General features: G+C 63.5%; 23 protein-coding genes. 14 read left to right on the forward strand and 9 right to left on the reverse strand.

Going from position 1 to position 25,991, the window contains the following annotated elements:
• Positions 1 to 19: 19 nt before the first annotated feature.
• A complete protein-coding gene (locus INS93_RS13340; protein WP_192982685.1) occupies positions 20 to 2,152 on the reverse strand; it encodes a TonB-dependent siderophore receptor in 2,133 nt (710 codons plus the stop codon).
• 246 nt (positions 2,153 to 2,398) lie between these two features.
• On the opposite strand from INS93_RS13340, the gene INS93_RS13345 reads away from it, so the two are divergent.
• The 4 genes from INS93_RS13345 (at position 2,399) to yegQ (ending at position 6,591) form a co-directional block, all read left to right on the forward strand.
• Positions 2,399 to 2,659 (forward strand): DUF4212 domain-containing protein, encoded by a 261-nt coding sequence (locus INS93_RS13345; protein ID WP_192982687.1) that lies wholly within the window; start codon positions 2,399 to 2,401, stop codon positions 2,657 to 2,659.
• Between the two features lie 6 nt (positions 2,660 to 2,665).
• On the forward strand, positions 2,666 to 4,435 hold the full coding sequence (locus INS93_RS13350; protein WP_192982689.1) for a sodium:solute symporter family protein: 1,770 nt from the start codon (positions 2,666 to 2,668) through the stop codon (positions 4,433 to 4,435).
• Between the two features lie 91 nt (positions 4,436 to 4,526).
• Positions 4,527 to 5,033, forward strand: coding sequence for a hypothetical protein (locus tag INS93_RS13355; RefSeq protein WP_099525892.1), 507 nt, complete (start codon positions 4,527 to 4,529; stop codon positions 5,031 to 5,033).
• Positions 5,034 to 5,283: 250 nt separating this feature from the next.
• The gene (yegQ, locus tag INS93_RS13360; RefSeq protein ID WP_192982691.1) at positions 5,284 to 6,591 is read left to right on the forward strand and encodes a tRNA 5-hydroxyuridine modification protein YegQ; all 1,308 of its coding nucleotides are present in this window, start codon (positions 5,284 to 5,286) and stop codon (positions 6,589 to 6,591) included.
• Positions 6,592 to 7,068: 477 nt separating this feature from the next.
• Here yegQ and INS93_RS13365 read toward each other — a convergent pair whose 3' ends face one another.
• From INS93_RS13365 to INS93_RS13375, 3 genes are all read right to left on the reverse strand, one after another.
• Positions 7,069 to 7,770 (reverse strand): PolC-type DNA polymerase III, encoded by a 702-nt coding sequence (locus INS93_RS13365; protein WP_192982693.1) that lies wholly within the window; start codon positions 7,768 to 7,770, stop codon positions 7,069 to 7,071.
• The gene (locus INS93_RS13370; RefSeq protein WP_192982695.1) at positions 7,767 to 9,698 is read right to left on the reverse strand and encodes a putative nucleotidyltransferase substrate binding domain-containing protein; all 1,932 of its coding nucleotides are present in this window, start codon (positions 9,696 to 9,698) and stop codon (positions 7,767 to 7,769) included. Before INS93_RS13370 ends, INS93_RS13365 begins: the two co-directional genes overlap by 4 nt.
• 282 nt (positions 9,699 to 9,980) lie before the next feature.
• Positions 9,981 to 12,158 (reverse strand): malate synthase G, encoded by a 2,178-nt coding sequence (locus INS93_RS13375; protein WP_192982697.1) that lies wholly within the window; start codon positions 12,156 to 12,158, stop codon positions 9,981 to 9,983.
• A gap of 304 nt (positions 12,159 to 12,462) precedes the next feature.
• On the opposite strand from INS93_RS13375, the gene INS93_RS13380 reads away from it, so the two are divergent.
• Both INS93_RS13380 and INS93_RS13385 read left to right on the forward strand, forming a co-directional pair.
• Complete coding sequence (locus INS93_RS13380; protein WP_160019993.1) at positions 12,463 to 12,912, forward strand: GNAT family N-acetyltransferase; 450 nt, start codon at positions 12,463 to 12,465, stop codon at positions 12,910 to 12,912.
• Positions 12,913 to 12,945: 33 nt separating this feature from the next.
• Complete coding sequence (locus INS93_RS13385; protein WP_192982700.1) at positions 12,946 to 13,464, forward strand: glycine cleavage system protein R; 519 nt, start codon at positions 12,946 to 12,948, stop codon at positions 13,462 to 13,464.
• Between the two features lie 313 nt (positions 13,465 to 13,777).
• Here the strand turns inward: INS93_RS13385 and rarD are convergent, their stop codons facing one another.
• The 5 genes from rarD to INS93_RS13410 all read right to left on the reverse strand — a co-directional run bounded on the left by rarD (position 13,778) and on the right by INS93_RS13410 (position 17,919).
• Positions 13,778 to 14,671, reverse strand: coding sequence for an EamA family transporter RarD (gene rarD, locus INS93_RS13390; RefSeq protein ID WP_160019992.1), 894 nt, complete (start codon positions 14,669 to 14,671; stop codon positions 13,778 to 13,780).
• A 271-nt stretch (positions 14,672 to 14,942) separates the two neighbouring features.
• Positions 14,943 to 15,917: a serine/threonine protein kinase gene (locus tag INS93_RS13395; protein ID WP_192982702.1), complete on the reverse strand. Its 975-nt coding sequence runs from the start codon at positions 15,915 to 15,917 to the stop codon at positions 14,943 to 14,945.
• Positions 15,918 to 16,015: 98 nt separating this feature from the next.
• Positions 16,016 to 16,780, reverse strand: a complete 765-nt coding sequence (locus INS93_RS13400) for a TOBE domain-containing protein (RefSeq protein ID WP_192982705.1) — start codon at positions 16,778 to 16,780, stop codon at positions 16,016 to 16,018.
• 61 nt (positions 16,781 to 16,841) lie between these two features.
• Entirely contained in the window at positions 16,842 to 17,582 is a 741-nt protein-coding gene (locus tag INS93_RS13405) for a ComF family protein (RefSeq protein ID WP_192982708.1), read from the reverse strand.
• A gap of 43 nt (positions 17,583 to 17,625) precedes the next feature.
• Complete coding sequence (locus tag INS93_RS13410; protein WP_192982711.1) at positions 17,626 to 17,919, reverse strand: hypothetical protein; 294 nt, start codon at positions 17,917 to 17,919, stop codon at positions 17,626 to 17,628.
• Positions 17,920 to 18,115: 196 nt separating this feature from the next.
• Here INS93_RS13410 and bioB point away from each other — a divergent pair, with 196 nt between their 5' ends.
• The 8 genes from bioB to INS93_RS13450 all read left to right on the forward strand — a co-directional run bounded on the left by bioB (position 18,116) and on the right by INS93_RS13450 (position 25,916).
• Positions 18,116 to 19,174: a biotin synthase BioB gene (bioB, locus tag INS93_RS13415; protein ID WP_192982715.1), complete on the forward strand. Its 1,059-nt coding sequence runs from the start codon at positions 18,116 to 18,118 to the stop codon at positions 19,172 to 19,174.
• 92 nt (positions 19,175 to 19,266) lie between these two features.
• Positions 19,267 to 20,436 (forward strand): 8-amino-7-oxononanoate synthase, encoded by a 1,170-nt coding sequence (gene bioF, locus INS93_RS13420; protein ID WP_192982718.1) that lies wholly within the window; start codon positions 19,267 to 19,269, stop codon positions 20,434 to 20,436.
• On the forward strand, positions 20,429 to 21,151 hold the full coding sequence (locus INS93_RS13425) for an alpha/beta fold hydrolase (RefSeq protein WP_192982720.1): 723 nt from the start codon (positions 20,429 to 20,431) through the stop codon (positions 21,149 to 21,151). The genes bioF and INS93_RS13425 overlap by 8 nt, the downstream gene beginning before the upstream one ends.
• Positions 21,144 to 22,004, forward strand: a complete 861-nt coding sequence (bioC, locus tag INS93_RS13430) for a malonyl-ACP O-methyltransferase BioC (RefSeq protein ID WP_192982723.1) — start codon at positions 21,144 to 21,146, stop codon at positions 22,002 to 22,004. Before INS93_RS13425 ends, bioC begins: the two co-directional genes overlap by 8 nt.
• Positions 22,005 to 22,063: 59 nt before the next feature.
• A complete protein-coding gene (gene bioD, locus INS93_RS13435) occupies positions 22,064 to 22,750 on the forward strand; it encodes a dethiobiotin synthase (protein ID WP_192982726.1) in 687 nt (228 codons plus the stop codon).
• A gap of 99 nt (positions 22,751 to 22,849) precedes the next feature.
• On the forward strand, positions 22,850 to 23,149 hold the full coding sequence (locus INS93_RS13440) for a hypothetical protein (protein WP_160019984.1): 300 nt from the start codon (positions 22,850 to 22,852) through the stop codon (positions 23,147 to 23,149).
• A gap of 54 nt (positions 23,150 to 23,203) precedes the next feature.
• On the forward strand, positions 23,204 to 23,941 hold the full coding sequence (locus INS93_RS13445; protein WP_192982728.1) for a putative metalloprotease CJM1_0395 family protein: 738 nt from the start codon (positions 23,204 to 23,206) through the stop codon (positions 23,939 to 23,941).
• A gap of 169 nt (positions 23,942 to 24,110) precedes the next feature.
• Positions 24,111 to 25,916: a phenylacyl-CoA dehydrogenase gene (locus INS93_RS13450; RefSeq protein ID WP_108233804.1), complete on the forward strand. Its 1,806-nt coding sequence runs from the start codon at positions 24,111 to 24,113 to the stop codon at positions 25,914 to 25,916.
• Positions 25,917 to 25,991: the final 75 nt, after the last annotated feature.

Below are 25,991 nucleotides of genomic sequence, written 5' to 3' on the forward strand. Positions count from 1 at the left end.
GCCCACCTGGCGCTCATGGTTACAGGCTGACCGAAATCCCCGCCTGCAGCGTGCGCGGCTCACCCGGATAACTCCAGACGTTCCAGGCGCGTTCTTCGTAGTGCTTGTCGAAGACGTTGTTCAGGTTGAGGTTCAGGCGCACGTTCTCGGTCAGCGGGTAGTAGGCCAACAGGTCGACCAGGCCATAGCCGTCCATGTCGAAGGTGTTATTGCTGGTCTGGCCCTGACGCTCGCTGACGTATTTCAGGCCAACGCCCAGGCCCAGGCCGGTCAGGGCTCCGCTGTCGAACTCGTAGGTGTCGAGCAGGTTGAAGCTGTGGCGTGGCACGTTGGCCAGGCGCGAGCCCACCGGCATGGTGGTGCTGGTGCTTTCGCTGACTTCGGCGTCGACGTAGGCATAGCCGCCGATCACACGCCATTGTGGGGTGATGTTGCCGGCCAGGTTGATGTCGAAACCACGGCTGCGCACTTCGCCGGCGGCGATGCTGCGGGTGCTGTCGAGCGGATCGCTGGTCAGCACGTTTTCCTTGACGATATGGAACAGGGCGGCGGTCAGGCTGAGGTCGCGGTCGGCCATGTCGTACTTGATGCCGACTTCATGGGCGATTCCTTTTTCCGGATCGAAGGCGTTGCCGAAGCGGTCCGCGCCGCGGTTGGGCTTGAACGAGCGCGAGGTGTTGGCGAACACCGCCAGTTCGTCGGTGAGGTCGTAGATCAGGCCGAAGCGCGGGGTGACGGCGTTATGCGCCTGATCCCAGTTGCCGCCAGCGTTGAGCTTGTCCGCATAACTCTGCTCGAAGCGCTCGATACGCGCACCCACCTGCGCCTTGAGGCGTTCGGTCAGGGCGATCTGGTCCTGCAGGTAGAAGGCGTAGGACTTCAGCGTTTCGGCGTCGTGGGTGGTGGTGCGGGTCAGCGCCGGCAGCGGTTGGCCATGCACCGGGTTGTACAGGTCGATGGGGTAAGCGCCGCCGCCCGGCGAGCGGATGATCAGCGAGTTGTAGTTGAACTTGTCGTACTCCACGCCCACCAGCAGGGTGTGAGCGAAGCCGGCGAGATCGAAGTTGCCTTCGGCGTTGGCCTGGGCGTTGACGTCGTTCCAGTTCAGCCAGCGCTCGTTGTAGTTGCGCCCGATGGTGCTGGCACCTGCTGCCAAGCCGGTGTAGGCGTTGCTGTTGTTCTCCACGGCGCCGCCGTAGATCTTGCCATCGAGGTACTGTACGCCGCCGCGCAGGGTCCAGCTGTCGTTGAGCAGATGCTCGATGCGCAGTTGCGTGCTGGCGTTCTCGTTGGTCAGCTTGCCGGCGGCTTCTTCGCCGAGGAAGCGGTCGCGCGGCAGCTTGCCCTGCTGGTTGGCGTAGCGGGTGACGCCACGGTCGAGCGGGTGGCGGTTGTGCAGGTAGTCGCCCTCGAGGGTGACAGCGCTGTCTTCATTGAGCTGCCAGCGCAGTACCGGGGCGACGTTGTAGCGCTCGCTCTCGACGTCATCGCGGAAGCTGTCGCCGCCCTCGGCCACCAAATTCAGGCGGTAGGTGAAGGCGGTTTGCTCATCCAGCGCACCGGTGGTGTCGAGGGTGCCACGGCGCAGGCCCTCGCTGTTGCCCTGGCTACCGAGCACGGTGCGGCGCTCGGCCTGCGGCTGCTTGCTGACGATGTTGAAGGTGCCGCCCGGATCGCTGCGGCCATAGAGCATGGCGGCCGGGCCGCGTAGCACTTCGATGCGCTCGATGGTGCTGGCGTCGGGCATGTTCGGGTAGCCACGGTTGACGGCGAAACCGTTGCGGTAGAACTCCTGGCTGTTGAAGCCGCGAATCAGAAATTCGGTCAGACCCTGGCCGCCGAAGTTGTTGCCGCGCTCCACGCCGCCGGCATAGTCCAGCGCATCTTCCAGGCGCACCGCGCCGATGTCCTGCACCACCTGCGCGGGGACGACGCTGATCGACTGTGGGATCTCGTGGATTGGCGTGTCGGTTCGGGTGGCACTGGCCGAGCGGCTGGCACGGTAACCATCCACCGGGCCGTCGGCCCGCTCGCTGGGGGCGGTGATCTGCATTTCTTCAAGCGCCAGTGGCGTGTCGTTGTCCGAGCTGGCGAAGGCGTTGTGACAGGCGAGGACGGGAAGGGCGAGCAGCGGTACGACCAGGCGTCGCATGGTGTGAATCCTTGGGGCGGGGGAGGGGGAGGGCCCGGGATTCTATTGCCTTAGAGAATCATTATCAAATGCGGTTTTGTCGCAGTGAATCACTTGAAAGATGCCGCTTCTCTACTAGCGTTTTTAGCGTTTGCAATGAATCCACGAAACGTCGCGATGCGGCTAATACCAATGTCTATCTGTCGGCCGGTACTGGCCTGCTGCTAGCTTGAAGCTGCATCAGAATAACAATAACCGGAGGCGTCTATGACTTCTGAACAAACAAATGCTGCGGCCTATTGGAAGGCCAATGTGCGGCTCATCACCTGGAGCCTGATTATCTGGGCGCTGGTTTCCTACGGATTCGCCATGATTCTGCGTCCGATGGTCGCGGGAATCTCCGTCGGCGGTTCCGACCTCGGATTCTGGTTTGCACAGCAAGGCTCCATCCTCTTCTTCATCGGGCTCATTTTTCACTACGCGTGGAGACTGAACAAACTCGATAAAGAATATGGCGTCGAGGAGTAAGTGGTCATGAGCCAATTCGTCATCAACATGTTGTTCGTAGGCGCGTCCTTCGCGCTCTACATCGGCATCGCCATTTGGGCGCGTGCCGGCTCCACCAAAGAGTTCTACGTCGCTGGCGGTGGTGTGCATCCGGTCACCAACGGCATGGCGACTGCCGCTGACTGGATGTCCGCTGCATCCTTCATCTCCATGGCGGGCCTGATTGCCGCCGGCGGTTATGCCAACTCCACCTTCCTCATGGGCTGGACCGGTGGCTACGTGCTGCTGGCGATGCTGCTGGCGCCCTACCTGCGCAAGTTCGGCAAGTTCACCGTACCGGACTTCATCGGTGATCGCTTCTACAGTCGTGGCGCGCGCCTGACTGCAGTGATCTGCCTAGTGATCATCTCCGTGACCTACGTGATCGGTCAGATGGCCGGTGCCGGCGTTGCCTTCTCGCGCTTCCTCGAAGTGAGCAACTCCACCGGTATCTGGATCGCTGCGGCCGTGGTGTTCGCCTACGCCGTATTCGGCGGCATGAAGGGCATCACCTACACCCAGGTCGCGCAGTACGTGGTACTGATCGTGGCCTACACCATCCCGGCTATCTTCATCTCCCTGCAGCTGACCGGTAACCCGATCCCGCCGCTGGGCCTGTTCGGTGACCATGTCGAGTCTGGCTTGCCACTGCTGCAGAAGCTCGATGAAGTGGTGCGTGACCTGGGCTTCGCTGCTTATACCGCCGATGTCGACAACAAGCTGAACATGGTGCTGTTCACCATGTCGCTGATGATTGGTACTGCCGGTCTGCCGCACGTGATCATCCGTTTCTTCACTGTGCCGAAGGTTTCCGATGCACGTTGGTCGGCTGGCTGGACTCTGATCTTCATCGCCATGCTCTACCTGACTGCTCCGGCCGTGGCCTCCATGGCACGTCTGAACCTGATGACCACCATCTATCCGGAAGGCGCTTCGGCCCCGGCCCTGTCCTACGAAGAGCGTCCTGAGTGGGTCAAAAACTGGGAACAGACCGGCCTGATCAAGTGGGAAGACAAGAACGGCGACGGCCGCATCCAGATGTACAACGATGCCGCACCGGCCTTTACCGCAACTGCTCAAGAGCGTGGCTGGAACGGTAACGAGCTGACCGTGAACAACGACATCCTGGTTCTGGCCAACCCGGAGATCGCCAACCTGCCTGCATGGGTGGTCGGTCTGATCGCGGCGGGCGCCATTGCGGCGGCACTGTCGACGGCGGCGGGATTGTTGCTGGCGATTTCTTCGGCGATCAGTCATGACCTGATCAAGACCCTGATCAACCCGAAGATCAGCGAGAAGAACGAGATGATGGCGGCGCGGATATCGATGGCTGCAGCGATTCTGCTGGCGACCTATCTGGGCTTGAATCCACCAGGGTTCGCCGCGCAGGTGGTGGCGTTGGCCTTCGGTATCGCCGCGGCGACCCTGTTCCCGGTGCTGATGATGGGGATCTTCTCCAAGCGCATGAACGACAAGGGTGCGATCTGCGGTATGGTCGCCGGCCTGGTGATCACCCTGCTGTACATCTTCACCTACCTGGGCTGGTTCTTCATTCCGGAGACCAACATGCTGCCCAATACCCCGGACCAGTGGTTCATGGGTATCTCCCCGGCTTCCTTCGGTACCGTCGGCGCCCTGATCAACTTCGCCGTGGCCTACGGCGTATCGATGGTCACCGCCGCACCGCCGCAGGAGATCCAGGATCTGGTGGAAAGCGTACGTACCCCCAAAGGTGCTGGTGCCGCTCTGAGCCACTAAGCATAATCCTGGCCTGACGCCATCTGTCGATGGTCCAGGGTCTGACAGACGGGCCTCCACTGGAGGCCCGTCTTTTTTCGGGAACAACCATATGTTGTGGACTTTGCTTGCCATCGTGGTGGCGGGGCTCGGCGCTGCCGGTATCGCTCTGCTGCTGCGCAAACTGACGCGTAACAAACTGCCGAAGTGGATCGTGCCGCTGTTCGGTGGTCTGGGGATGCTGGGTTATCAGGTGTTCTACGAGTATTCCTGGTTCGAGCATCAGCAGGCGCGCCAGCCCAAGGAGTCAGTCGTGGTCGCGACAGAAGCGGGCCACGTGTTCTGGCGCCCGTGGAGCTACTTCGTACCGATGGTCACCGCCTTCACCGTACTCGACAGCAAGAGCGTTGTGCGCGAGCAGGTGGCGGACGCCCAAGTGGCCGAGTTCATGCTCTATCGCTTCGAGAAGCAGCACATCGACCACGTTTCGCACCGCGCCCACCTGCTCAATTGCGCAACCGGCGAGTTGTTGCCGCTGGACGAGAAGAAACAGCCTCAGCTGGCACAGCTCAAGCGAATCGACAAGGATGACGCGCTGTATCGTCAGGTGTGTCGCTAGCGCGCCATTCTTGCGTCGCGGCAGCGGTGCGCACGGCGCACCCTACCCGAAAGCGCAGCATCGGTGCACGCGACCTGGGCGACCAGCCCCTATTTGCGGATTCCTCTCACTTTAGGGTGCGCCGTGCGCACCGACCCTCCACCGATGGTGCCGGACTCGGGCGCTTTTCCGGGTCCGATAGACTCAGATCAATATTCACGCCTGCCACCTGCATAGAATCGCCAGCCCCTGATTTTTCGAGCTTGCGGTCATGCCCCGTTTCCCCGAACTGTTGTCGCCAGCCGGCACCCTGAAGAACATGCGCTACGCCTTCGCCTACGGCGCCGACGCGGTGTATGCCGGGCAGCCGCGTTACAGCCTGCGGGTACGCAACAACGAATTCGACCATGCCAACCTGGCGCTCGGCATCGATGAGGCGCACGCCCAGGGCAAGCAGTTTTACGTGGTGGTCAACATCGCCCCGCACAACGCCAAGCTGAAGACCTTCCTCAAGGACCTGGCGCCGGTGATCGAGATGGCGCCGGATGCGCTGATCATGTCCGATCCGGGCCTGATCATGCTGGTACGCCAGCACTTCCCGCAGATGCCGATTCACCTCTCGGTGCAGGCCAATGCGGTGAACTGGGCCAGTGTCGAGTTCTGGCGCCAGCAGGGGCTGACGCGGGTGATCCTGTCGCGTGAGCTGTCGTTGGAAGAGATCGAGGAGATCCGTAGGCAGGTGCCAGGCATGGAGCTGGAGGTATTCGTCCACGGCGCGCTGTGCATGGCCTATTCCGGGCGCTGCCTGCTGTCGGGCTACATCAATCGCCGCGACCCTAACCAGGGAACCTGCACCAACGCTTGCCGCTGGCAGTACCAGGCCACGCCTGCGGCCGAGAACGAGTTGGGCGAGATCGTCCGTGTGGTTGACCCAACCCTCGGTCAGGGCGCACCGACGACCCAGGCTTTCGTGCTGGAAGAGGCCGGTCGTCCGGGCGAGGAGATGGCTGCCTTCGAAGACGAGCACGGCACCTACATCATGAACTCCAAGGACCTGCGCGCGGTGCAGCACGTCGAGCGGCTGGTGCGCATGGGCGTGCATTCACTGAAAATCGAGGGGCGCACCAAGAGCCACTTCTACGTGGCACGCACCGCGCAGGTCTATCGCCGCGCTATCGACGATGCACTGGCGGGCAAGCCTTTCGATCCGAGCCTGCTTGGGAGCCTGGAGTCATTGGCGCATCGTGGATACACCGAGGGCTTCCTGCGTCGCCACGTACATGACGAATACCAGAACTACGAGCGCGGCAGCTCGCTTGCGGAGCGTCAGCAATTCGTCGGTGAGCTGACCGGCGAGCGCCGTGGCGAACTGGTCGAGGTCAGGGTGAAGAATCGCTTCACTGTGGGTGATGAGCTGGAGTTGATGACGCCGCAGGGCAACCTGCACTTCACCCTGAAGCAACTGGAGAGCGCACAGGGGCAGGCGCAGCAAGTGGCGCCGGGCGACGGCCATGTGCTGTACCTGCCGTTGCCGGCAGATGTGCAATTGGAGTACGGGCTGCTGATGCGGGATCTTTAGGCTTTTCGCAGGGTGGATGACGCTTCCCCCATCCACCAGGAGGGACGGTACCGAAGTGTCGGTGCGCGCGGGCACCCTACGTGGACGCCAATCCGTAGGGTGCGCCGTGCGCACCTGGGGTTGGTGAACTGCTTTGCTGCAGGAGAGATCAGGGCCAAGGATGCATTGCGATTGCGCCGTGGTGCACGGTGGTCACATGGTGTGCCGGCTGGCCAGTATTGCCGGAGTGCCCATGGTGGATGAAAGAGCGCCATCCACCCTACGTGCCGAGACGCGGCCTGTAGGCTTTTCTCAGGGTGGATGACGCTTCACCCATCCACCAGGAGGGACGGTGCCGAAAGTCTTGGTGCGCGCGGCGCACCCTACGTGACGCCAATCCGTAGGGTGCGCGGTGCGCACCTGGGGCTGGTGAACTGTTTTGCTGCAGAAGAGGTCAGGGCCGAGGAAACGTTGCGATTGCGCCGTGGTGCATGGTGGTCACATGGCGTGCTGGCGCCGACGCTGGCTGGCCAGTTGGCGCTCCAGTTCGCAGAGGCTGTCGATGCCCTGACGGCGCGCCTTGCTAAACAGCATCAGTGCCAGCTCGGCGGTGACCAGGGCGTCGGCGCTGGCGTTGTGACGCTGGTGCACCTGCAGGCCGAATTCGGCGACCCATTCATCGAGCCCGCCTTGGCGAATGCGCGATTGTGGGCATAGCAGCGGAGCGATTTCGGCGACATCGAAGAAGCTGTGCTGCAGGCGATAGCCCAAGCTCTGGCGCAGTGCGCGGGCCAGCATACGCTGGTCGAACTCGGCATGAAACGCCAGCAGCGGACTGCTGCCGACGAACTCCATGAAATCCAGCAGTGCCTCTGCCGGTTCCACGCCGCGGGCCACTTCGCTGGGGGCGATGCCGTGGATCAGGGTGCTGGCGCTGGCCTGGTGATCGGCGCGGTGCAGCGTGCATTCGAACTGCTCAGCGAAGTCGATGGCGCCGTTATCGATCACCACTGCGCCGATGGCCAGTACCTGATCGCGGCGCATATTCAGGCCGGTGGTTTCCAGATCGAGGACGACGAAGCGCTGCTGGTGCAGCGGGCGTTCGTCGAGCGGCGCCGGCGCACTCAGAGCAACGCGGCGTTGCAGCTGCTGCTGGGGCAGGGCCGGACCACGGCCGGTGAACCAGGTGAACTTGCTCATAGCTGATACCTCATGGCCAGGCTGCTCTGCAGGCGCTGCGCCTGGCGGAACGACTCGCGCAGAATGCGCCGGTCCAGGTGGTTGAGGTGGTCGGGGTCGACCCGGTTGGAGTAGGGCAGCTCGTCGCGTGCCTGCAGTTGATGCTGCTGCATGCGCGTCTGCTGAATGAAGTGGTAGGCCTCTTCATAGGCGGCGCCGTCCAGGGCCTCGATCACGCCCTTGGTGATCAGCGCGCGCAGGCGCTCCAGGGTGCCGACCGCGCTGATGCCGTTGGCCAACGCGAGCAAACGGGCTCCGTCGACGAATGGCGTAAGGCCCTGCACCTTGAGGTCGAGGGTGTCCTTGTCGGCGCCCGAACGGGCCACCACGAAGTCGCGGAAGCGTCCAACCGGCGGGCGGTGGCGCAGGGCGTTCTCCGCCATCATGCGCTGGAACAGGCTGTTGTTGGCGATGCGTCCGAGCAGCTCCTCGCGTAGCTGTTCGCAGCCTTCGTCCGGGCCCCAGATCGCGCGCAGGTCGAAATAGATGGTCGAGCCCAGCAGATTTTCCGGCGTGGCTTCGAGGACGAAGCCGGCGAAGCGCCGCGACCACTCCTCGCGCGACAGGCACAGCTCGGGGTTGCCGGCCATGATGTTGCCCTTGCACAGGGTAAAGCCGCACTGCGCCAGGCGCTGGTTGATCTCGCGGGCGATCGGCAGCAGGCGCTCACGGGTGGCGGCGGCCTCGCTGGCATTTTCGGCCTCGAAGAGAATGCCGTTGTCCTGATCTGTGTGCAGGGTCTGCTCGCGGCGGCCTTCGCTGCCGAAGCACAGCCAGGTGAAGGGTATGCCTGGATCGCCCATGTCCTCGAGGGTCAGCTCGATCACTCGGCATACGGTGTGGTCGTTGAGCAGGGTGACGATATGGGTGATCTGCGTCGAGCTGGCGCCGTGGGCGAGCATGCGGTCGACCAGCAGGCGGATGTCGCTGCGCAGTCCGGCCAGGGTCTCGACCTTGCCGGCATGGCGGATGGTGCGTGCCAGGTGCACCAGGTCGACACGCTGCAGGCTGAACAGATCGCGCTCGGAAATCACCCCGCACAGCTTTTCGTGCTCCACCAGGCAGACATGGGCAATATGCCGCTCGGTCATGGCGATAGCGGCGTCGAAGGCGCTGGCATCAGGCGCCAGGTGAAAAGGGTTGGGCGTCATCAGGTTGTCGATGGGCTGGGCCAGGTCGACACCATCGGCCACCACCCTGCGCAGGTCACGCAGGGTGAAAATACCCAGCGGTTTGTCGGCTGGGTCGAGCACCACGATGCTGCCCACATGCTGCTCGTGCATCATTCGCACGGCATCACGCAGCGGCGTGTCAGGGGCGCAGCCGATGGGTTGGCGCATGGCCAGTTCGCCCAGGCGGGTATCCAGCGAATACTGTGCGCCGAGGGTTTCCACCGCGCGCAACTGCACCTGCTGGTTGACCTGATCGAGCAGACTGCTGACCCCACGCAGGGCGAAGTCGCGCAGCGGGTTGGAAACGGCGAAGAGTTTGACGAAGGCAAGCTTGGACAGCAGCAAACAGAAGGTATCTTCGGCGGCCAGGTGCTCGGTGCGCGTGGCGCGCTCGCCGATCAGCGCAGCCAGCGGGAAGCACTCGCCGGCGGTGATCTCGAAAGTGGTTTCCGTGCCACGCCGGGCGCTGTGCGGGCGCTCGCCATGCACACGGCCTTGCTTGACGATGTAGAAGTGCTCGACCGGGCCATCGCTGGGTTTGATGATCGAATCGCCCTCGGCATAGAAGCGCAGCTGACAGTGCTCGACCAGAAACGCCAGATGGGCGGTGTCCATCTGGTTGAAAGGCGGGAACTTCTGCAGGAACTCCATGGTGCCGTGGATGTTCTGCAGCACCGCTGTCTTGCCCGCATCGGCCATCGCGTCGGCCTTGCTCATGGGCGTGCGCCTCGCAGTTTCGGGATGTTGTCAGTGTGGCCCTGGCTGGTCGGCTTGCCCATTGCACCTAAGTAGGGGGAGGAGGCGGGCATCCCCGGATTGCATCCGGGCTACGGGGCTGTGGGAGGGGCTTTAGCCGCGACGTTGTACACCAAAGTCGCCGCTAAAGCGCCTCCCACAAGGCGGCGCCGCAACCAATAAAAAACCGCCCTCGCAGGCGGTTTTTTRTTGGCTCGTAGGTGCAGCTTTCGCGGATAAATCCGCTCCTACAGGATGCGCGACTTAAAGGCCGTTCTTGGCCTTGAACTCGCGACGGCGGCGGTGCAGCACCGGCTCGGTGTAGCCGTTGGGCTGCTTGGTGCCTTCGATCACCAGCTCCAGCGCGGCCTGGAAGGCGACGTTGTTGTCGAAGTCCGGGGCCATCGGGCGATACAGCGGGTCATTGGCGTTCTGACGATCCACCACCGGCGCCATGCGCTTGAGGCTTTCCACCACCTGCGCTTCGCTGACGATGCCGTGGCGCAGCCAGTTGGCTAGCAGCTGGCTGGAAATGCGCAGGGTGGCGCGGTCTTCCATCAGGCCAACGTCGTTGATGTCCGGCACCTTGGAGCAGCCGACGCCCTGGTCGATCCAGCGCACCACGTAGCCGAGGATGCCTTGCGAGTTGTTGTCCAGCTCGTTACGGATTTCCTCTGCGCTCCAGTTGGTGTCCTTGGCCAGTGGAATGGTCAGGATGTCGTCAACCGAAGCCGGGGCGCGCTTGGCCAGTTCGGCCTGACGGGCGAACACGTCGACCTTGTGGTAATGCAGTGCGTGCAGGGCAGCGGCGGTCGGCGACGGAACCCAGGCGGTGTTGGCGCCGGACAGCGGGTGCGCGACTTTCTGCTCGAGCATAGCCGCCATCAGGTCCGGCATGGCCCACATGCCCTTACCGATCTGTGCACGACCCTGCAGGCCGGTGGCCAGACCGACGTCGACGTTGTTGTTCTCGTAGGCGCCGATCCAGGCTTCGCTCTTCATGGCGGCCTTGCGCACCACGGCGCCGGCTTCCATGGAGGTGTGGATCTCGTCACCGGTACGGTCGAGGAAGCCGGTGTTGATGAACACCACGCGCTCGCTGGCGGCCTTGATGCACGCCTTGAGGTTGACGGTGGTGCGGCGCTCTTCGTCCATGATGCCGACTTTCAGGGTGTTGCGGGCCAGGCCCAGCACATCCTCGACGCGGGCGAAGATCTCGCTGGTGAAGGCGACTTCTTCCGGGCCGTGCATCTTCGGTTTGACGATGTACACGCTGCCGGTGCGGGTGTTCTTGCGGCTGGTGTTGCCGATCAGGTTGTGCACCGCGATCAGGCTGGTGAACAGCGCGTCCTGGATTCCCTCCGGGATCTCGTTGCCTTCGGCGTCGAGGATGGCCGGGTTGGTCATCAGGTGACCGACGTTGCGCACGAACAGCAGCGAACGGCCGTGCAGGGTCAGCTCGGAGCCGTCCGGCTGGGTGTAGACGCGATCCGGGTTCATGGTGCGGGTGAAGGTCTGGCCGCCCTTGGATACTTGCTCGGCCAGGTCGCCCTTCATCAGGCCCAGCCAGTTCTTGTAGACCACCACCTTGTCATCGGCATCGACGGCCGCGACGGAGTCTTCGCAGTCCATGATGGTGGTCAGCGCCGCTTCCATCAGTACATCTTTCACGCCAGCGGCGTCGGTGCTGCCGATGGGGCTGGAGGCGTCGATCTGGATCTCGAAGTGCAGGCCGTTGTGCTTGAGCAGCACGGCGATCGGCGCGCTGGCCTCGCCCTGGAAACCGACCAGTTGCGCGTCGTCACGCAGGCCGCTGTTGCTACCACCCTTGAGGGCGACGACCAGTTTGCCGTCGACGATGGCGTAGCCAGTGGAGTCGACATGCGAGCCGGCAGCCAGCGGTGCGGCCTCGTCGAGGAAGGCGCGGGCGAAGGCGATGACCTTGTCGCCGCGGACCTTGTTGTAGCCCTTGCCTTTCTCGGCGCCACCTTCTTCGCTGATCACGTCGGTGCCGTACAGCGCGTCGTACAGCGAGCCCCAGCGGGCGTTGGAGGCGTTCAGGGCGAAGCGCGCGTTCATCACCGGTACCACCAGCTGTGGGCCGGCCAGGCGGGCGATTTCTTCGTCGACGTTGGTGGTGGTGGCGTGGAAGTCTTCCGGCTCCGGCAGCAGATAGCCGATTTCCTGGAGGAAGGCCTTGTAAGCAGCGGCGTCATGGGCCTGACCCTTGCGCGCCTGGTGCCAGGCATCGATCTGCGCCTGCAGTTCGTCGCGCTTGGCCAGCAGGGCACGGTTCTTCGGCGCCAGGTCCTTGATGACCGCAGCGGCACCGGCCCAGAACTTGTCGGCAGCGATGCCGGTACCGGGAATGGCTTCGTTGTTCACGAAGTCGTACAGGGCTTTGGCGACCTGCAGGCCGCCGACTTGAACGCGTTCAGTCATCACTTGCCTCACTCTCTCTGAGCTCTACTCAATAGCCGCTTTGGCGACGGGTTTTCCGTCTTGTAGTCCAAAGCGCGGCATACTACATCAAGAACCTGGGTAAATGCAGCGGGGTAGCGTCAGTCTGCGACCAAAAGACTATTTATGGTCACGATCAATACGCTATGTGTGCAAAAAAGTGCGCTATTGTTCCATAAAATAATCAAAACCGTACACGATTAATTGGGCTGACTACTGACAACAGCGCCAATATGGCCTACGCCTCCTCGCCTATACTGTTTTTTCGAGCATCCTGGAGCCCGCCATGACGGTATCTGCTGCTGTTGCTGCCGACCTTGGCGATCTCACCCGTCTGTTTGCTGGCTATCTGCGCTTCTATCAAGTGCCGCGCGACGAGGCGGAGATCGCCGCTTTCCTTGACCTGCGCCTGCAGCGTGGGGATTCACAGTTGTTCATCGCCCGCGACGAGCAGGGCGCCGCGCAGGGCTTCGTGCAGCTTTATCCCTTTCATTCTTCGTTGGCGCTGGAACCGGCCTGGTTGCTCAGCGATCTGTATGTCGACGAAAGCGCGCGCCGTTCGGGTGTTGGCGAGGCGCTGATGAATGCCGCTCGCGCGCATGCCGAGGCGACCGGCGCCTGCGGTCTGCAACTGGAGACGGCGAAGACCAATCTGGCCGGTCAGAGCCTTTACCAGCGGCTTGGCTATGTGCGTGACGAGCAGTTCTTCACCTATTGGTTGTCGCTACGCGGCTGACCTTCCTAATCCTGTGAACGAGTGAGGTAGTACATGGACCATCTGGTACTGACGGTGATTGCCGAGGATCAACCGGGTCTGGTCGAGCGTCTGGCCGGCTGCGTGGCCAACCATGGCGGCAACTGGCTGGAGAGCCGCATGGCGCGCATGGCCGGGCAGTTCGCCGGAATCGTGCGGGTGGATGTGCCGGCCGAGGCCCATGGTGGCCTGATCAAGGAGCTCGAAGCCCTCGGTGCACAGGGCATTCGTGTGCAACTGGCAGCGAGCGGCAGCGAACCGGGCGGGCGCTTCACCGCGATTCGTCTGGAATTGGTGGGTAACGACCGGCCCGGTATCGTCCGCGATATCACCCGTGTGCTGGCCGAGCAGGGCGTCAACCTGGAGAGCCTGCTGACCGAGGTGGCGCCAGCGCCAATGAGCGGCGAGCTGCTGTTCACCGCCGAAGCGCTGCTGGCCGTGCCGGAGACGCTGGCGCTGGAGCAATTGCAGGCACGCCTGGAAACCCTGGCCGATGACCTGATGGTGGAGCTGAATCTGCGCGCCGAGGATTGATATCCACGGCATAGGTGGATCAGCCTGTGGATAAACTGGGGAGCCCCGGCGCACTACCTAGTGCCCCGGGGCTTTTCATTGGCTGGCTAAAAAATCAGCAGGATCAATGGCTTGTGCACAAATATCGGGGATGGATCTGTGGATAAGCCGGGGGTGAAAGGCGCCGCGCCAGGGCTGGCGAGGCTTGGCGCTGGGTGGATGTTTTCTGTTCAGCGAGCGCTAGCAGGAAAACCGGTGCACACGGCCTAGGTGGGCCCGCGACACCCTACGGTGTTCGCGAACCCCCGTAGGGTGCGCCGTGCGCACCGCCGGGTTAAGCGTTCGAGCGCTTGCGCAGGTTCAGCCAGATGTCCAGGCTGTATACAAAAAGTCCGGCCCAGATGCAGGCGAACGCCAGCAGGGTGCTCGGCGAGAAGTGCTCATCGAACAGCAGGATGGCCTGCAGCAGCACCAGGGTCGGAGCCAGATATTGCAGGAAGCCTAGCGTGGTGTAAGGCAGATGCCGCGCCGCGGCGTTGAAGCACACCAGCGGCACCAGTGTGATCGGCCCGGCGGCGGCCAGCCAGAGTGCCTCGCTGCTGGTCCAGAAGCTGGCCTGGCTGCTCATCGCTGTAGGGTGCAGAACCAACCAGGCCAGCGCCACCGGCACCAGCAGCCAGGTTTCCACCACCAGCCCGGGCAGTGCCGCCACGGGCGCTTGTTTGCGGATCAATCCATAGAAACCGAAGGTCAGCGCCAGCACCAGCGACACCCAGGGCAGGCTGCCGACCTGCCATAGCTGCTGCAGCACGCCCAGTGCGGCCAGTGCGACGGCCAGCCACTGCAGGCGACGCAGGCGCTCGCCGAGAATCAGCAGACCGAGCAACACGTTGATCAACGGGTTGATGTAGTAGCCCAGGCTGGCTTCGATCATGCGGTCGTTGTTCACCGCCCACACGTACACCAGCCAGTTGGTGGCGATCAGCAGGCCGCAGCCGGCCAGCACTGCCAGGCGTTTGGGATTGTCGCGCAGCTCGCGCCACCAGCCAGGGTGCTTCCAGACGAGCAGCAGCAGGCCGCCGAACAGCGCGGACCAGAGCACGCGGTGCACGATGATCTCCATCGCCGGCACGCTTTGCAGGGCTTTGAAGTAGAGCGGGAACAGGCCCCAGATGATGTAGGCGGTGAGACCCAGAATGTACCCGCGTTGCGGATTGGCGGTGGCCATCGAGAATCCTTGGTTAGGCAACTAACGGTTGCCGCGAAATTCTAGCGCTCTGGCCTCTGCCTTGTCTGTTCGTTCAGTTTTTTCCGTACACCGCCGCGTCGGCAAAGTCGTAAGGCAAACTTTACGCGGCGTGTGCAACTGTATCGGTCTGCGCGCTGTGCGGGCTGATGATCAGTCCCGCGATGATCTGGGCGTTGGCTGACCCTTGCCGCCGCTCGGGCAGTCCGCGGTGCGCGCGGCGCACCCTACCTGACGGCATCGAGATAGCGCCTTAGAACAGTCGCAGTGGCTCTTCATCCAGTGCGGCCATCTGTTCGCGCAGAGAGAGAATCTGGTCGCCCCAGTAGCGCTCGCCGGCAAACCAGGGGAAGGCCAGAGGGAACGCCGGGTCGTCCCAGCGTCGGGCGATCCAGGCGCTGTGATGCATCAGGCGCAGGGCGCGCAGGCCTTCGATCAACGGCAGCTCGCGGGCGGCGAAGTCGTGGAATTCCTGGTAGCCGTCGACCAGTTCGGCCAGCTGGCCGAGGCGCTCATGACGCTCGCCGGCCAGCATCATCCACAGGTCCTGCACAGCCGGGCCCATGCGGCAGTCATCGAGGTCGACGACATGGAAGGCGTCATCGCGGTGTAGCAGGTTGCCGGGGTGGCAGTCGCCATGCAGGCGAATCGGCGTGTAACGCACGCGGGAGAACAGTTCATCGAGGCGGGCGAGCAGGTCGCGCGCTACCGACTCGTACGCGGGCAGCAGGCTGCGCGGCACGAAGCCGCCGTCGAGCAGGGAGGCCAGGGCTGCATGGCCGAAGTTGTCCACTGCCAGGGTTTCACGATGAGCGAAAGGACGGCTGGCGCCGATGGCGTGCATGCGTCCGAGCAACTGGCCGAGGCGATACAGCTGCTCGAGATTGCCCGGCTCCGGTGCGCGGCCACCACGGCGGGGAAACAGGGCGAAGCGGAAGCCGCCGTGTTCGAACAGCGTCTCGCCGTTGCGCGTGAGTGGCGCCACCACCGGGACCTCATGCTCGGCCAGCTCGGCACTGAAACTGTGCTCCTCGCGGATCGCCGCATCGCTCCAGCGATCCGGGCGATAGAACTTGGCGATCAGCGGCGTTTCGCCCTCAATGCCTACCTGATAGACGCGGTTCTCGTAGCTGTTGAGTGCCAATACGCGGGCGTCGCTGAGGTAGCCGATGCTCTCCACTGCATCGAGTACCAGATCCGGGGTGAGGGTGGAAAAAGGATGGCTCATGAGCGGCTCCGCGTGAGTGGGCGCCCAGTCTACCGGCTTGCGCTCGACGTAGGGCGGGTGTAACCCGCCGTTGGCGTTATTAGCGAGTTGCAGCCGGCCTACAGTTGCGTACCCAGCAGCACCTGGCTGGCGGCGAACTGCGCGAGCACCGGATCGCCGACGCGCAGGCCCAGCTCGGCCAGCCGAGCGGATTCGATCAGGGCGCACAGGGTCTGGCCGCCGGGTAGACTGATGCGCACGTCGCTGGGGCCGTCGTTGGCCGGCAGAATCTGTTCGATGCGGCCTTCGAGTGCGTTGTGTTGTTCGGCACGAGGAGCCTGTAGTGGCTGCAATTCCAGCCAGCCGGCCTTGATCAGGGCTACCACGTTACTGCCTTCGCTCAGTTGCAGGTTTTCCGTGCTGTCATGGGTGATCTGCGCCTGCAGGTGGTCGCCGCCTGGCAGTTCGATATCGATCAGGTCGTTGTGCCCGTGGGCGTGAATCGCGCGTACACGACCGGTCAGTTGGTTGCGCGCACTGGTGCGCAGCATCAGGCGGCCGAGTAGCTCCAGATCGGCATCGTCACCGGCGGCCTGCAGGTATTGCGTCTGCAATACCTGCAGGCGTTGCTGCAGCGCCAGCAGGTGTTCGCCAGCGGGTGTCAGGCGCGCACCACCGCCGCCCTTGCCTCCGACGCTGCGGCTGACCAGGGGCTGCTCGGACAGGTTGTTCAGCTCGTCGATGGCATCCCAGGCCGCCTTGTAGCTCAGCCCGACGGCTTTGGCGGCGCGGGTGATGGAGCCTTGTTCGGCGATCTGCTCGAGCAGGGCCAGGCGTTTCGGGCGGCGGCTGAGCAATTGGGCGATGGAATCGAGCTGCGACATGGTTCAGGCGTTGCCAGGGAGGATGTCGGGCACGGTGCGTGACTGTGCCAGGCGCGTCAAGTCAGCCATCGCCCGGCCGTGGCGTACGTGCCAGGCAATACACATCGACGCGCAGGGCGCCGGCGCGACGCAGCAGGTGGGCGAGCACGCCCGCCGTGGCGCCTGTGGTGAGCACGTCGTCGACCAGCGCCAGATGAGCGCCGGCGACCTTGGCTTGCAGTTCCAGGCTGAAGGCCTGACGCAGATTGCGCTTGCGCGTTGCGGCATCCAACCCTTGCTGTGCGGGTGTATCGACGCGGCGCTGGAGCCAGTCATTTTGCACCGGCAGCTTTAGGCTGGCACCCAGCCAGTCGGCGAGCATCTGTGCCTGATTGAAGCCGCGTCGTCGCTGGCGCTTGCGGGCCAGCGGCACCGGCAGCAGCGCCTGGGGGCGGGGCAGCCCTTCATCGAAGGCATGGCGCAGGTGTTCGGCCAGTAGTTCGACGAGCAGACGGCCGTATGGCCATTGCGCCTGGTGCTTGAAGCGGGTGATCAGGTTGTCGACGGGAAAGGCATAGCGCCAGGGCGCTTCCACACGGCTGAAACTCGGCGGCTTGTTCTGGCAGGTGCCGCAGATCATGCCGTGTGCCGGCAATGGCACCGCACAGATCTGACATTGCGCTCCGAGCCAGGGCAACTCGGTCTCGCAGGCGGTGCAGATGTTGTGCGTGGGGTGGTCGGTGGCTTCGTCGCAAAGCTGGCAATGACGCCGTTGGCGTAGCCAGGCAAGGCGTGACAGTGAGGCGAGATCGAATGGCGACATGGCAGCTCGTCCATGAGCAGTGGTGCCTGGAGTTTAGTCAGCGTCAGCGGATGAGCCAGCCCATCACGACCAGACCGAGAAATAGCCAGATCACACCGCCGATGATCGAGCCACGTAATAGCGAACGAGCGCCGCTGAACAAAAGCAGCAGGCCGATGATCAGCAGGATGATGCTGAAGATCGACACGTCCATGCCAATGGCCCTGGCCAGGCCATGGAGAAAGTCGTCGATGGCATCGGCCATGGCACCCAACACGCCGGACAGCATGTCGACGATGAAACGGATGGCGCGACCCAGCGCTTCGCCGAGCCCTTCGAAGAAACCTTCAACCTGCATGCAGAACATCCTGTGGGAGGGGTAAGCATTTGGCCTTGTGCCATGATATAAGTTCTATTGGTCAATAATTGATCATACGTAAACCTGTGTCTTTGTTGTGGTTGACAGCATCCAATCGCCACTTATGATGGCCAAAGCCTGAATGCCCCGTGTGGGCCTGACAACAGATGCCACCAAGCGTCGAAGGACTTCTCAGATGAGCGCAACCGCTGCAATCACCACCCGCCACGACTGGAGCCTCGCCGAGGTTCGCGCGCTGTTCGAGCAGCCTTTCAACGACCTGCTGTTCCAGGCGCAAAGCGTCCACCGCCAGCACTTCGATGCCAACCGCGTACAGGTCTCGACCCTGCTGTCGATCAAGACCGGCGCCTGCCCGGAAGACTGCAAGTACTGCCCGCAGTCCGGCCACTACAACACCGGCCTGGACAAGGAAAAGCTGATGGAAGTGCAGAAGGTGCTGGAGGCCGCCGCCGAGGCCAAGGCCATCGGTTCCACGCGCTTCTGCATGGGCGCGGCGTGGAAACATCCATCCGCCAAGGACATGCCCTACGTGTTGGAGATGGTGAAGGGCGTGAAGAAGCTCGGCCTGGAAACCTGCATGACCCTCGGTCGACTCGATCAGGAGCAGACCCAGGCGCTGGCCGAAGCAGGGCTGGACTACTACAACCACAACCTCGATACCTCGCCGGAGTTCTACGGCAACATCATCACCACCCGCACCTACGGCGAGCGCCTGCAGACCCTGGCCTACGTGCGCGAGGCGGGGATGAAGATCTGTTCCGGCGGCATCCTCGGCATGGGCGAGTCGGTTGACGACCGCGCTGGGCTGCTGATCCAGCTGGCGAATCTGCCGGAGCACCCGGAAAGCGTGCCGATCAACATGCTGGTCAAGGTCAAGGGCACGCCGCTGGCCGAGGAGAAGGACGTCGATCCGTTCGACTTCATCCGCACCCTGGCCGTGGCGCGGATCATGATGCCCAGGTCCCACGTGCGTTTGTCCGCGGGCCGCGAAGCGATGAACGAGCAGATGCAGGCCCTGGCCTTCATGGCTGGCGCCAACTCGATCTTCTACGGCGAGAAGCTGCTGACCACCGCCAACCCGCAGGCAGACAAGGACATGGCCCTGTTCAAGCGCCTTGGCATCAAACCCGAAGAGCGCGAAGAGCATGCCGATGAGGTGCACCAGGCGGCCATCGAGCAGGCGCTGGTCGAGCAGCGCGATTCCAAGCTGTTCTACAACGCCGCTTCGGCCTAAACCGCTGTTTATGTAGGCGCCAGCTTGCTGGCGATTGCCGTTGATCGCCGAGACGTCGGGCAGCGGCAAGTCGGCTCCTACAGGGTATGCATATGCCTTTCGATTTATCCGCCCGCCTGGCCGAGCGTCAGGCCGCCGATCTGTTCCGCCAGCGCCCGCTATTGCAGACCCCGCAGGGGCCGCAGGTGCGCGCGGACGATCAGGAACTGCTGGCCTTCTGTTCCAACGACTATCTCGGCCTGGCCAACCACCCCGAAGTGATTCGCGCCCTGCAGCAGGGCGCGGAAAAATGGGGCGTCGGTGGCGGTGCCTCGCATCTGGTGATCGGCCACAGCACGCCGCACCATGAACTTGAAGAAGCACTGGCCGAGTTCACCGGCAGGCCGCGTGCGTTGCTGTTCTCTACCGGTTACATGGCTAATCTGGCGGTCGTCACCGCCTTGCTCGGGCAGGGCGACAGCGTGCTGCAGGACCGTCTCAACCACGCCTCGCTGCTCGATGCCGGCCTGCTCTGCGGCGCGCGTTTTTCTCGCTACCTGCACAACGATGCTGTCAGCCTGGCCAACCGCCTGCGCAAGGCGACGGGCAACTGTCTGGTGGTCACTGATGGTGTGTTCAGCATGGACGGCGATCTGGCCGATCTACCGGCATTGTGTGCCGAGGCGCGCGCCACGCAGGCCTGGGTGATGGTCGATGATGCTCACGGCTTCGGCCCGCTGGGCGCCACCGGTGGCGGTATTGTCGAGCACTTCGGTCTGGGCCAGGATGATGTGCAGGTACTGGTCGGCACGCTGGGCAAGGCCTTTGGTACCGCCGGCGCATTCGTCGCCGGCAGCGAGGAACTGATCGAGACCCTGATCCAGTTCGCCCGTCCTTACATCTATACCACCAGCCAGCCGCCGGCCGTTGCCTGCGCCACGCTGAAGAGCCTGGAGCTGCTGCGCAGCGAAAGCTGGCGTCGGGAGCATCTGAACCGACTGATCGCACGCTTTCGTCAGGGCGTCGCCGAGATCGGCCTGAGCCTGATGCACAGCCCCACGCCGATTCAGCCGATCCTGGTGGGCGACAGCGCGCGTGCGCTGAAACTCTCTGCCCTGCTCAAGGATCGCGGCCTGCTGGTGGGCGCCATTCGCCCGCCGACCGTGCCTGCCGGTAGTGCCCGCTTGCGCGTGACCCTATCCGCTGCGCACAGCGATGTGCAGCTCGAGCTGTTGCTCGAAGCGCTGGCCGAGTGCTGGCCGCAGGTGCAGCCCGATGCGTGAGACGCTGATTCTGTTGCCGGGCTGGGGCCTGAGCGGCGCCGTACTGCAACCGCTGGCCGAGGCGCTGGGTAGCGATATGCAGGTGCAGGTGCCGGCCTTGCCGCGACTGAGCAGTGCGGCGGCGGCCGATTGGCTCGACGAGCTGGATACGCGCTTGCCACATGACTGCTGGCTGGCCGGCTGGTCGCTTGGCGGCATGTTGGCGGCTGCCCTGGCTGCACGTCGTGGCGAGCGCTGCCGTGGCCTGATCACCCTGGCCAGCAATGCCTGTTTCGTCGCCAGCGATGCCTGGCCGACGGCAATGCCGGCGCAGACATACGCAGCCTTCTATCAGGGCTGCCAGGAGAATGCTGGCGCGACCCTCAAGCGCTTCGCCATGCTCTGTGCCCAGGGCTGCGCCGACACACGCGGCCTGTCACGACAGCTGCAGAATCATCTGGCGTCCAGCGACGAGCCATCCTTGCTGGCCGGGCTGCGCTTGCTGGCGACTCTCGACAATCGCGTGGCGCTGGCGGCTTTCACCGGGCCGCAATTGCACCTGCTGGCCGAGCAGGATGCGCTGGTGCCGGCTGCGGCGGGTGACGCGCTGCTGGCGCTGTTGCCAACGGGTGAAGTGGACATGCTGGAAGCTTGTGGTCACGCCTTCGTACTTGACCAGGCGGATGCTCTGGCGGCCTTGATGCTCGATTTCATCTGCGAGGCCAACGATGTCTGAGCTGCGTGGGGTACGTGGTACGGACCCGCTTTACCAATCCCTTGGTGCGCACAGCGCACCCTACGGTGATGCGGCGTTACCGGACAAGCGCCAGGTCGCCGCGTCGTTTTCCCGCGCGGCAGAAAGCTACGATGCGGTGGCCGAGTTGCAGCGCAACGTCGGCACCCAGCTGCTGGTGCGTTTGCCGGCCTCGCTGCAGCCACGTCGTTGGCTGGACCTGGGTTGCGGCACGGGCTATTTCACCCGCGCCCTGGCCGAGCGTTATGCACAAGGCGAAGGACTGGCTGTGGATATCGCCGAAGGCATGCTGCGTCACGCCAGGCCTCATGGTGGCGCTGCTCATTTCATCGCTGGCGATGCCGAAGCCCTGCCGCTGCAAGGCGACAGCGTCGAGCTGTTGTTCTCCAGCCTGGCGCTGCAATGGTGTGCCGACTTCCCGCGTGTGCTGAGCGAAGCGCAGCGGGTGTTGCGCCCCGGTGGTGTGCTGGCGTTCTCCAGCCTGTGCGTCGGCACCCTGCAGGAGCTGCGTGACAGTTGGCTGGCGGTCGATGGTTTCGTCCACGTCAATCGTTTTCGCCGCTTCGAGGATTACCAGCAGATATGTGCGGCCAGTGGCTTGCAGTCGCTGATGCTACAGCGCCAGGCCGAGGTGCTGCACTTCGCGGATCTGCGCAGCCTGACTACCTCGCTCAAGGACCTCGGCGCGCACAACCTCAATCCGGGGCGACCAGGTGGGTTGACCGGACGCTCACGCATTCGCGCGCTGATCGAGGCCTACGAGTGTTTTCGTCAGCCTCAAGGGCTGCCGGCGACCTACCAGGTGGTGTACGGCGTGCTGCAGAAACCTTCATAGGCATGAGCCTCGCTCGCCAACAAGCTTCGCGAGCAGCGCTCGCTCCCACGGGGGACCAGATGACCCAAGCCTACTTCGTCACCGGAACGGACACCGAAATCGGCAAGACCACTATTGCCGCTGGCCTGCTGCATGCGGCGCGCCAGCGGGGGCTGAGCACCGCAGCGGCCAAGCCGGTCGCCTCCGGTTGCATGCGAACCGCCGACGGATTGCGCAACGACGACGCGCTGGCCTTGCTCGCCCAGTGTTCGTTGCCGCTGCGCTACGACGAGGTCAACCCACTGGCCTTCGAGCCGGCCATTGCCCCGCATCTGGCAGCCCGTGAGGTAGACGTCAAACTGGATGTTGCCAGCCTGCTGCCGCCGGTACGGGCGATTCTGGCCAAGGGCGCGGACTTCTCGCTGGTGGAGGGCGCGGGTGGTTGGCGTGTGCCGCTGGCCGGCGAGGAAAACCTGTCGGACCTGGCCATGGCGCTGGGTATCCCGGTGATTCTGGTGGTGGGTGTGCGCCTGGGTTGCATCAACCATGCACTACTCAGTGCCGAAGCCATCGAGCGGGACGGGCTCAGGCTGGCCGGCTGGGTGGCCAATATCGTCGAGCCGAAGACCTCACGCCTGGAGGAGAATCTCGCCACCCTCAGCGAGCGGCTACCAGCGCCGTGCCTGGGGCGGGTGCCGCACCTGGGCAAAGCGACGGCCGCAGCAGTAGCGGAACACCTCAATCTCGAGTTGTTGGCAGACTGGTAATAAACAGTAAAGTGACCATAGCCTTTTGCCTGTACGTTTTTTAGCCGTTTTCTGCTTCAATACCCGCCATTAGGTTCTACATCCCTCAGGGGGCTGCCGATGGAAATCTCCGCCAACGCATTCAATTCGGGTTTGAACGGTATTCAGGCCGGGCAACGCCGTGTCGAACAGGCAGCCGCTGGTATCGCCAGCAACACCATCAACCCTTCTCAGCAGGCCACCCAGACCCCGCCGCAGAACCAGGTCAACCCGAGCTCAGAGATTTCCGAGCGTAGCCGTCCCGATCTGACTGAAAGCCTCGTTGCGTTGCGCGTCGGTGAAAACGAAGTGCGCGCCAATGCGCGTGTCGTCGACACGGCTGACGAGGTCCTGGGCACCTTGATCGATACCCGCGCTTAAGTCGTCTCAGCGCGGCCGCGCGGATGCGGCCAGCAGCGGGGCAGGAGGGCGCTCATGCAGATCGGCAGTAGCCTGCCACCTTTCACTCCCGCGCCGTCCGCCAGTTCGGCGAGACCGCTGTCGTCCGATGTTTCCCCTGATATTGCCCGTGCCGACCAGGCGCCTGTCGCCGCGCCACAGGAGCAGCAGGCCGACTCCGCCGCCTCCGGCCGAGAAGAGGCGGATCGCGATAGCAACTCATCGACGCGCGCAGGCGAGCCCGAGCCAAGCCCTCAGGAGCAGCGCCAGCAGCAGCTGGAAATCGCCGATCTCGTGCAACGTGACCGCGAGGTGCGCACCCACGAGCAGGCGCACGCGGCCGTAGGTGGGCAATACGCCGGTGCGCCCACCTATAGCTTCAAGCGCGGCCCCGATGGGCAGCGTTACGCCGTCTCGGGCGAAGTCAGCATCGACACCGCTCCCGTTCCCAATGATCCCGAAGCGACGTTGCGCAAGATGGAAATCGTCCTGCGCGCAGCACTCGCGCCCATCGAACCTTCCCCGCAGGACCTGCGTGTAGCTGCTCTGGCTCAGGCGCAGGCGGCGCAGGCGCGCGTCGAACTGGCCGAGCAGCGGCGCGAAGAAGCCATCAGCGCCGTCGAACAGCGCAAGGCGCGTGACCAAGCCAGGCAAGTGGATGAGCAGCCCACCGAGCAGTCGCAGCAGGCTCTGCCACCAGCGCCTAATCTTGATCTGTATCGGCGTCTGGGCGAGTTGCCAGCGCCGGAGCCTCGCATCGATCTGGTCGCGTAGCCGGCCGATTGGCAGCGCTTGACAAGGGGTTGGCGTAAACGTATGTTTCAAACGCCTGTTTGATTGCTTCGGCCGCAGCCTCGTGGCCAGGCAGCCGGGAGTGATCCCGAGAGCGACCGCCAAGACGGTCACCCCAACTACTAGGAATCCACCGCAGAGGTTTACCGTTATGCCTGACTACAAGGCCCCCTTGCGTGACATTCGTTTCGTTCGTGACGAGCTGCTGGGTTATGAAGCGCACTACCAGAGCCTGCCTGGCTGCCAGGACGCCACTCCGGACATGGTCGATGCCATCCTCGAAGAAGGCGCCAAGTTCTGCGAGCAGGTGCTGTCGCCGCTGAACCGTGTGGGTGACACCGAGGGTTGCACCTGGAGCGAATCCGGCGTGAAAACCCCGACCGGCTTCAAAGAGGCCTATCAGCAGTTCGTCGAAGGCGGCTGGCCGAGCCTGGCGCATGACGTCGAGCACGGCGGCCAGGGTCTGCCTGAGTCGCTTGGCCTGGCCATCAGCGAGATGGTTGGTTCGGCCAACTGGTCCTGGGGCATGTACCCGGGCCTGAGCCATGGCGCGATGAACACCATCGGAGCTCACGGCACCGACGAGCAGAAGCACACCTACCTGACCAAACTTGTTTCCGGCGAGTGGACCGGCACCATGTGCCTGACCGAGCCGCATTGCGGCACCGATCTGGGCATGCTGCGTACCAAGGCCGAACCGCAGGCCGACGGCAGCTACAAGGTCTCCGGTACCAAGATCTTCATTTCCGCTGGTGAGCACGACATGGCCGACAACATCGTCCATATCGTTCTGGCCCGCCTGCCCGATGCACCGGCCGGTACCAAAGGTATCTCGCTGTTCATCGTGCCGAAGTTCCTGCCTAACGCAGAGGGCGGCGTAGGCGAGCGCAACGCCGTTTCCTGTGGCTCCATCGAGCACAAGATGGGTATCCACGGCAACGCTACCTGCGTAATGAACTTCGATGGCGCCACCGGCTACCTGATTGGCCCGGCCAACAAGGGCCTGAACTGCATGTTCACCTTCATGAACACCGCTCGTCTGGGTACCGCGCTGCAAGGCCTGGCCCATGCCGAAGTCGGCTTCCAGGGTGGCATCAAGTACGCTCGCGAGCGTCTGCAGATGCGTTCGCTGACTGGCCCGAAAGCGCCGGAAAAAGCCGCTGACCCGATCATCGTGCATCCGGACGTGCGTCGCATGCTGCTGACCATGAAAGCCTTCGCCGAAGGCAACCGTGCCATGGTCTACTTCACCGCCAAGCAGGTGGACATCGTCCAGCACAGCCAGGACGAAGAAGAGAAGAAAGCCGCTGACGAACTGCTGGCTTTCCTGACTCCGATCGCCAAGGCTTTCATGACCGAAGTGGGCTTCGAAGCCGCTTCCCACGGCATGCAGATCTACGGTGGCCACGGCTTCATCAGCGAGTGGGGCATGGAGCAGAACCTGCGCGACTGCCGTATCTCGATGATGTACGAAGGCACCACTGGCGTTCAGGCGCTCGACCTGCTGGGCCGCAAGGTGCTGATGACTCAGGGCGGCGCTCTGAAGAACTTCACCAAGATCGTCCACAAGTTCTGCCAGGCCAACGAAGGCAACGATTCCGTCAAGGAATTCGTCGAGCCTCTGGCCAAGCTGAACAAGGAGTGGGGCGACATCACCATGAAGATCGGCATGGCCGCGATGAAAGATCGCGAAGAAGTCGGTGCCGCCTCCGTGGACTACCTGATGTACTCCGGCTACGCCTGCCTGGCCTACTTCTGGGCCGACATGGCGCGTCTGGCTGCCGAGAAGCTGGCTGCCGGTACTGATGACGAGGCCTTCTACAAGGCCAAGCTGCAGACCGCTCGCTTCTACTTCGCGCGCATCCTGCCGCGCACCCGTACGCATGTCGAAGCCATGCTGTCGGGCGCCAGCAACCTGATGGAGATGGAAGAAGAGCATTTCGCGCTCGGCTTCTGAGTCCGGTTCGGTTGAATGACAACGCCGCCCTTCGGGGCGGCGTTGTCGTTTTTGCGCCGGGTACTGAAGGGAATG

The organism is Pseudomonas sp. EggHat1, from assembly GCF_014892995.1.
In the GTDB taxonomy this organism is placed as follows: domain Bacteria; phylum Pseudomonadota; class Gammaproteobacteria; order Pseudomonadales; family Pseudomonadaceae; genus Aquipseudomonas; species Aquipseudomonas chaetocerotis.

What these genes read in the sequence shown, in the direction of transcription:
- INS93_RS13340 (WP_192982685.1), bottom strand. Translation starts at nt 2,152, where the DNA reads ATGCGACGCCTGGTCGTACCGCTGCTCGCCCTTCCCGTCCTCGCCTGT.
- INS93_RS13345 (WP_192982687.1), top strand. Translation starts at nt 2,399, where the DNA reads ATGACTTCTGAACAAACAAATGCTGCGGCCTATTGGAAGGCCAATGTG.
- INS93_RS13350 (WP_192982689.1), top strand. Translation starts at nt 2,666, where the DNA reads ATGAGCCAATTCGTCATCAACATGTTGTTCGTAGGCGCGTCCTTCGCG.
- INS93_RS13355 (WP_099525892.1), top strand. Translation starts at nt 4,527, where the DNA reads ATGTTGTGGACTTTGCTTGCCATCGTGGTGGCGGGGCTCGGCGCTGCC.
- yegQ (WP_192982691.1), top strand. Translation starts at nt 5,284, where the DNA reads ATGCCCCGTTTCCCCGAACTGTTGTCGCCAGCCGGCACCCTGAAGAAC.
- INS93_RS13365 (WP_192982693.1), bottom strand. Translation starts at nt 7,770, where the DNA reads ATGAGCAAGTTCACCTGGTTCACCGGCCGTGGTCCGGCCCTGCCCCAG.
- INS93_RS13370 (WP_192982695.1), bottom strand. Translation starts at nt 9,698, where the DNA reads ATGAGCAAGGCCGACGCGATGGCCGATGCGGGCAAGACAGCGGTGCTG.
- INS93_RS13375 (WP_192982697.1), bottom strand. Translation starts at nt 12,158, where the DNA reads ATGACTGAACGCGTTCAAGTCGGCGGCCTGCAGGTCGCCAAAGCCCTG.
- INS93_RS13380 (WP_160019993.1), top strand. Translation starts at nt 12,463, where the DNA reads ATGACGGTATCTGCTGCTGTTGCTGCCGACCTTGGCGATCTCACCCGT.
- INS93_RS13385 (WP_192982700.1), top strand. Translation starts at nt 12,946, where the DNA reads ATGGACCATCTGGTACTGACGGTGATTGCCGAGGATCAACCGGGTCTG.
- rarD (WP_160019992.1), bottom strand. Translation starts at nt 14,671, where the DNA reads ATGGCCACCGCCAATCCGCAACGCGGGTACATTCTGGGTCTCACCGCC.
- INS93_RS13395 (WP_192982702.1), bottom strand. Translation starts at nt 15,917, where the DNA reads ATGAGCCATCCTTTTTCCACCCTCACCCCGGATCTGGTACTCGATGCA.
- INS93_RS13400 (WP_192982705.1), bottom strand. Translation starts at nt 16,780, where the DNA reads ATGTCGCAGCTCGATTCCATCGCCCAATTGCTCAGCCGCCGCCCGAAA.
- INS93_RS13405 (WP_192982708.1), bottom strand. Translation starts at nt 17,582, where the DNA reads ATGTCGCCATTCGATCTCGCCTCACTGTCACGCCTTGCCTGGCTACGC.
- INS93_RS13410 (WP_192982711.1), bottom strand. Translation starts at nt 17,919, where the DNA reads ATGCAGGTTGAAGGTTTCTTCGAAGGGCTCGGCGAAGCGCTGGGTCGC.
- bioB (WP_192982715.1), top strand. Translation starts at nt 18,116, where the DNA reads ATGAGCGCAACCGCTGCAATCACCACCCGCCACGACTGGAGCCTCGCC.
- bioF (WP_192982718.1), top strand. Translation starts at nt 19,267, where the DNA reads ATGCCTTTCGATTTATCCGCCCGCCTGGCCGAGCGTCAGGCCGCCGAT.
- INS93_RS13425 (WP_192982720.1), top strand. Translation starts at nt 20,429, where the DNA reads ATGCGTGAGACGCTGATTCTGTTGCCGGGCTGGGGCCTGAGCGGCGCC.
- bioC (WP_192982723.1), top strand. Translation starts at nt 21,144, where the DNA reads ATGTCTGAGCTGCGTGGGGTACGTGGTACGGACCCGCTTTACCAATCC.
- bioD (WP_192982726.1), top strand. Translation starts at nt 22,064, where the DNA reads ATGACCCAAGCCTACTTCGTCACCGGAACGGACACCGAAATCGGCAAG.
- INS93_RS13440 (WP_160019984.1), top strand. Translation starts at nt 22,850, where the DNA reads ATGGAAATCTCCGCCAACGCATTCAATTCGGGTTTGAACGGTATTCAG.
- INS93_RS13445 (WP_192982728.1), top strand. Translation starts at nt 23,204, where the DNA reads ATGCAGATCGGCAGTAGCCTGCCACCTTTCACTCCCGCGCCGTCCGCC.
- INS93_RS13450 (WP_108233804.1), top strand. Translation starts at nt 24,111, where the DNA reads ATGCCTGACTACAAGGCCCCCTTGCGTGACATTCGTTTCGTTCGTGAC.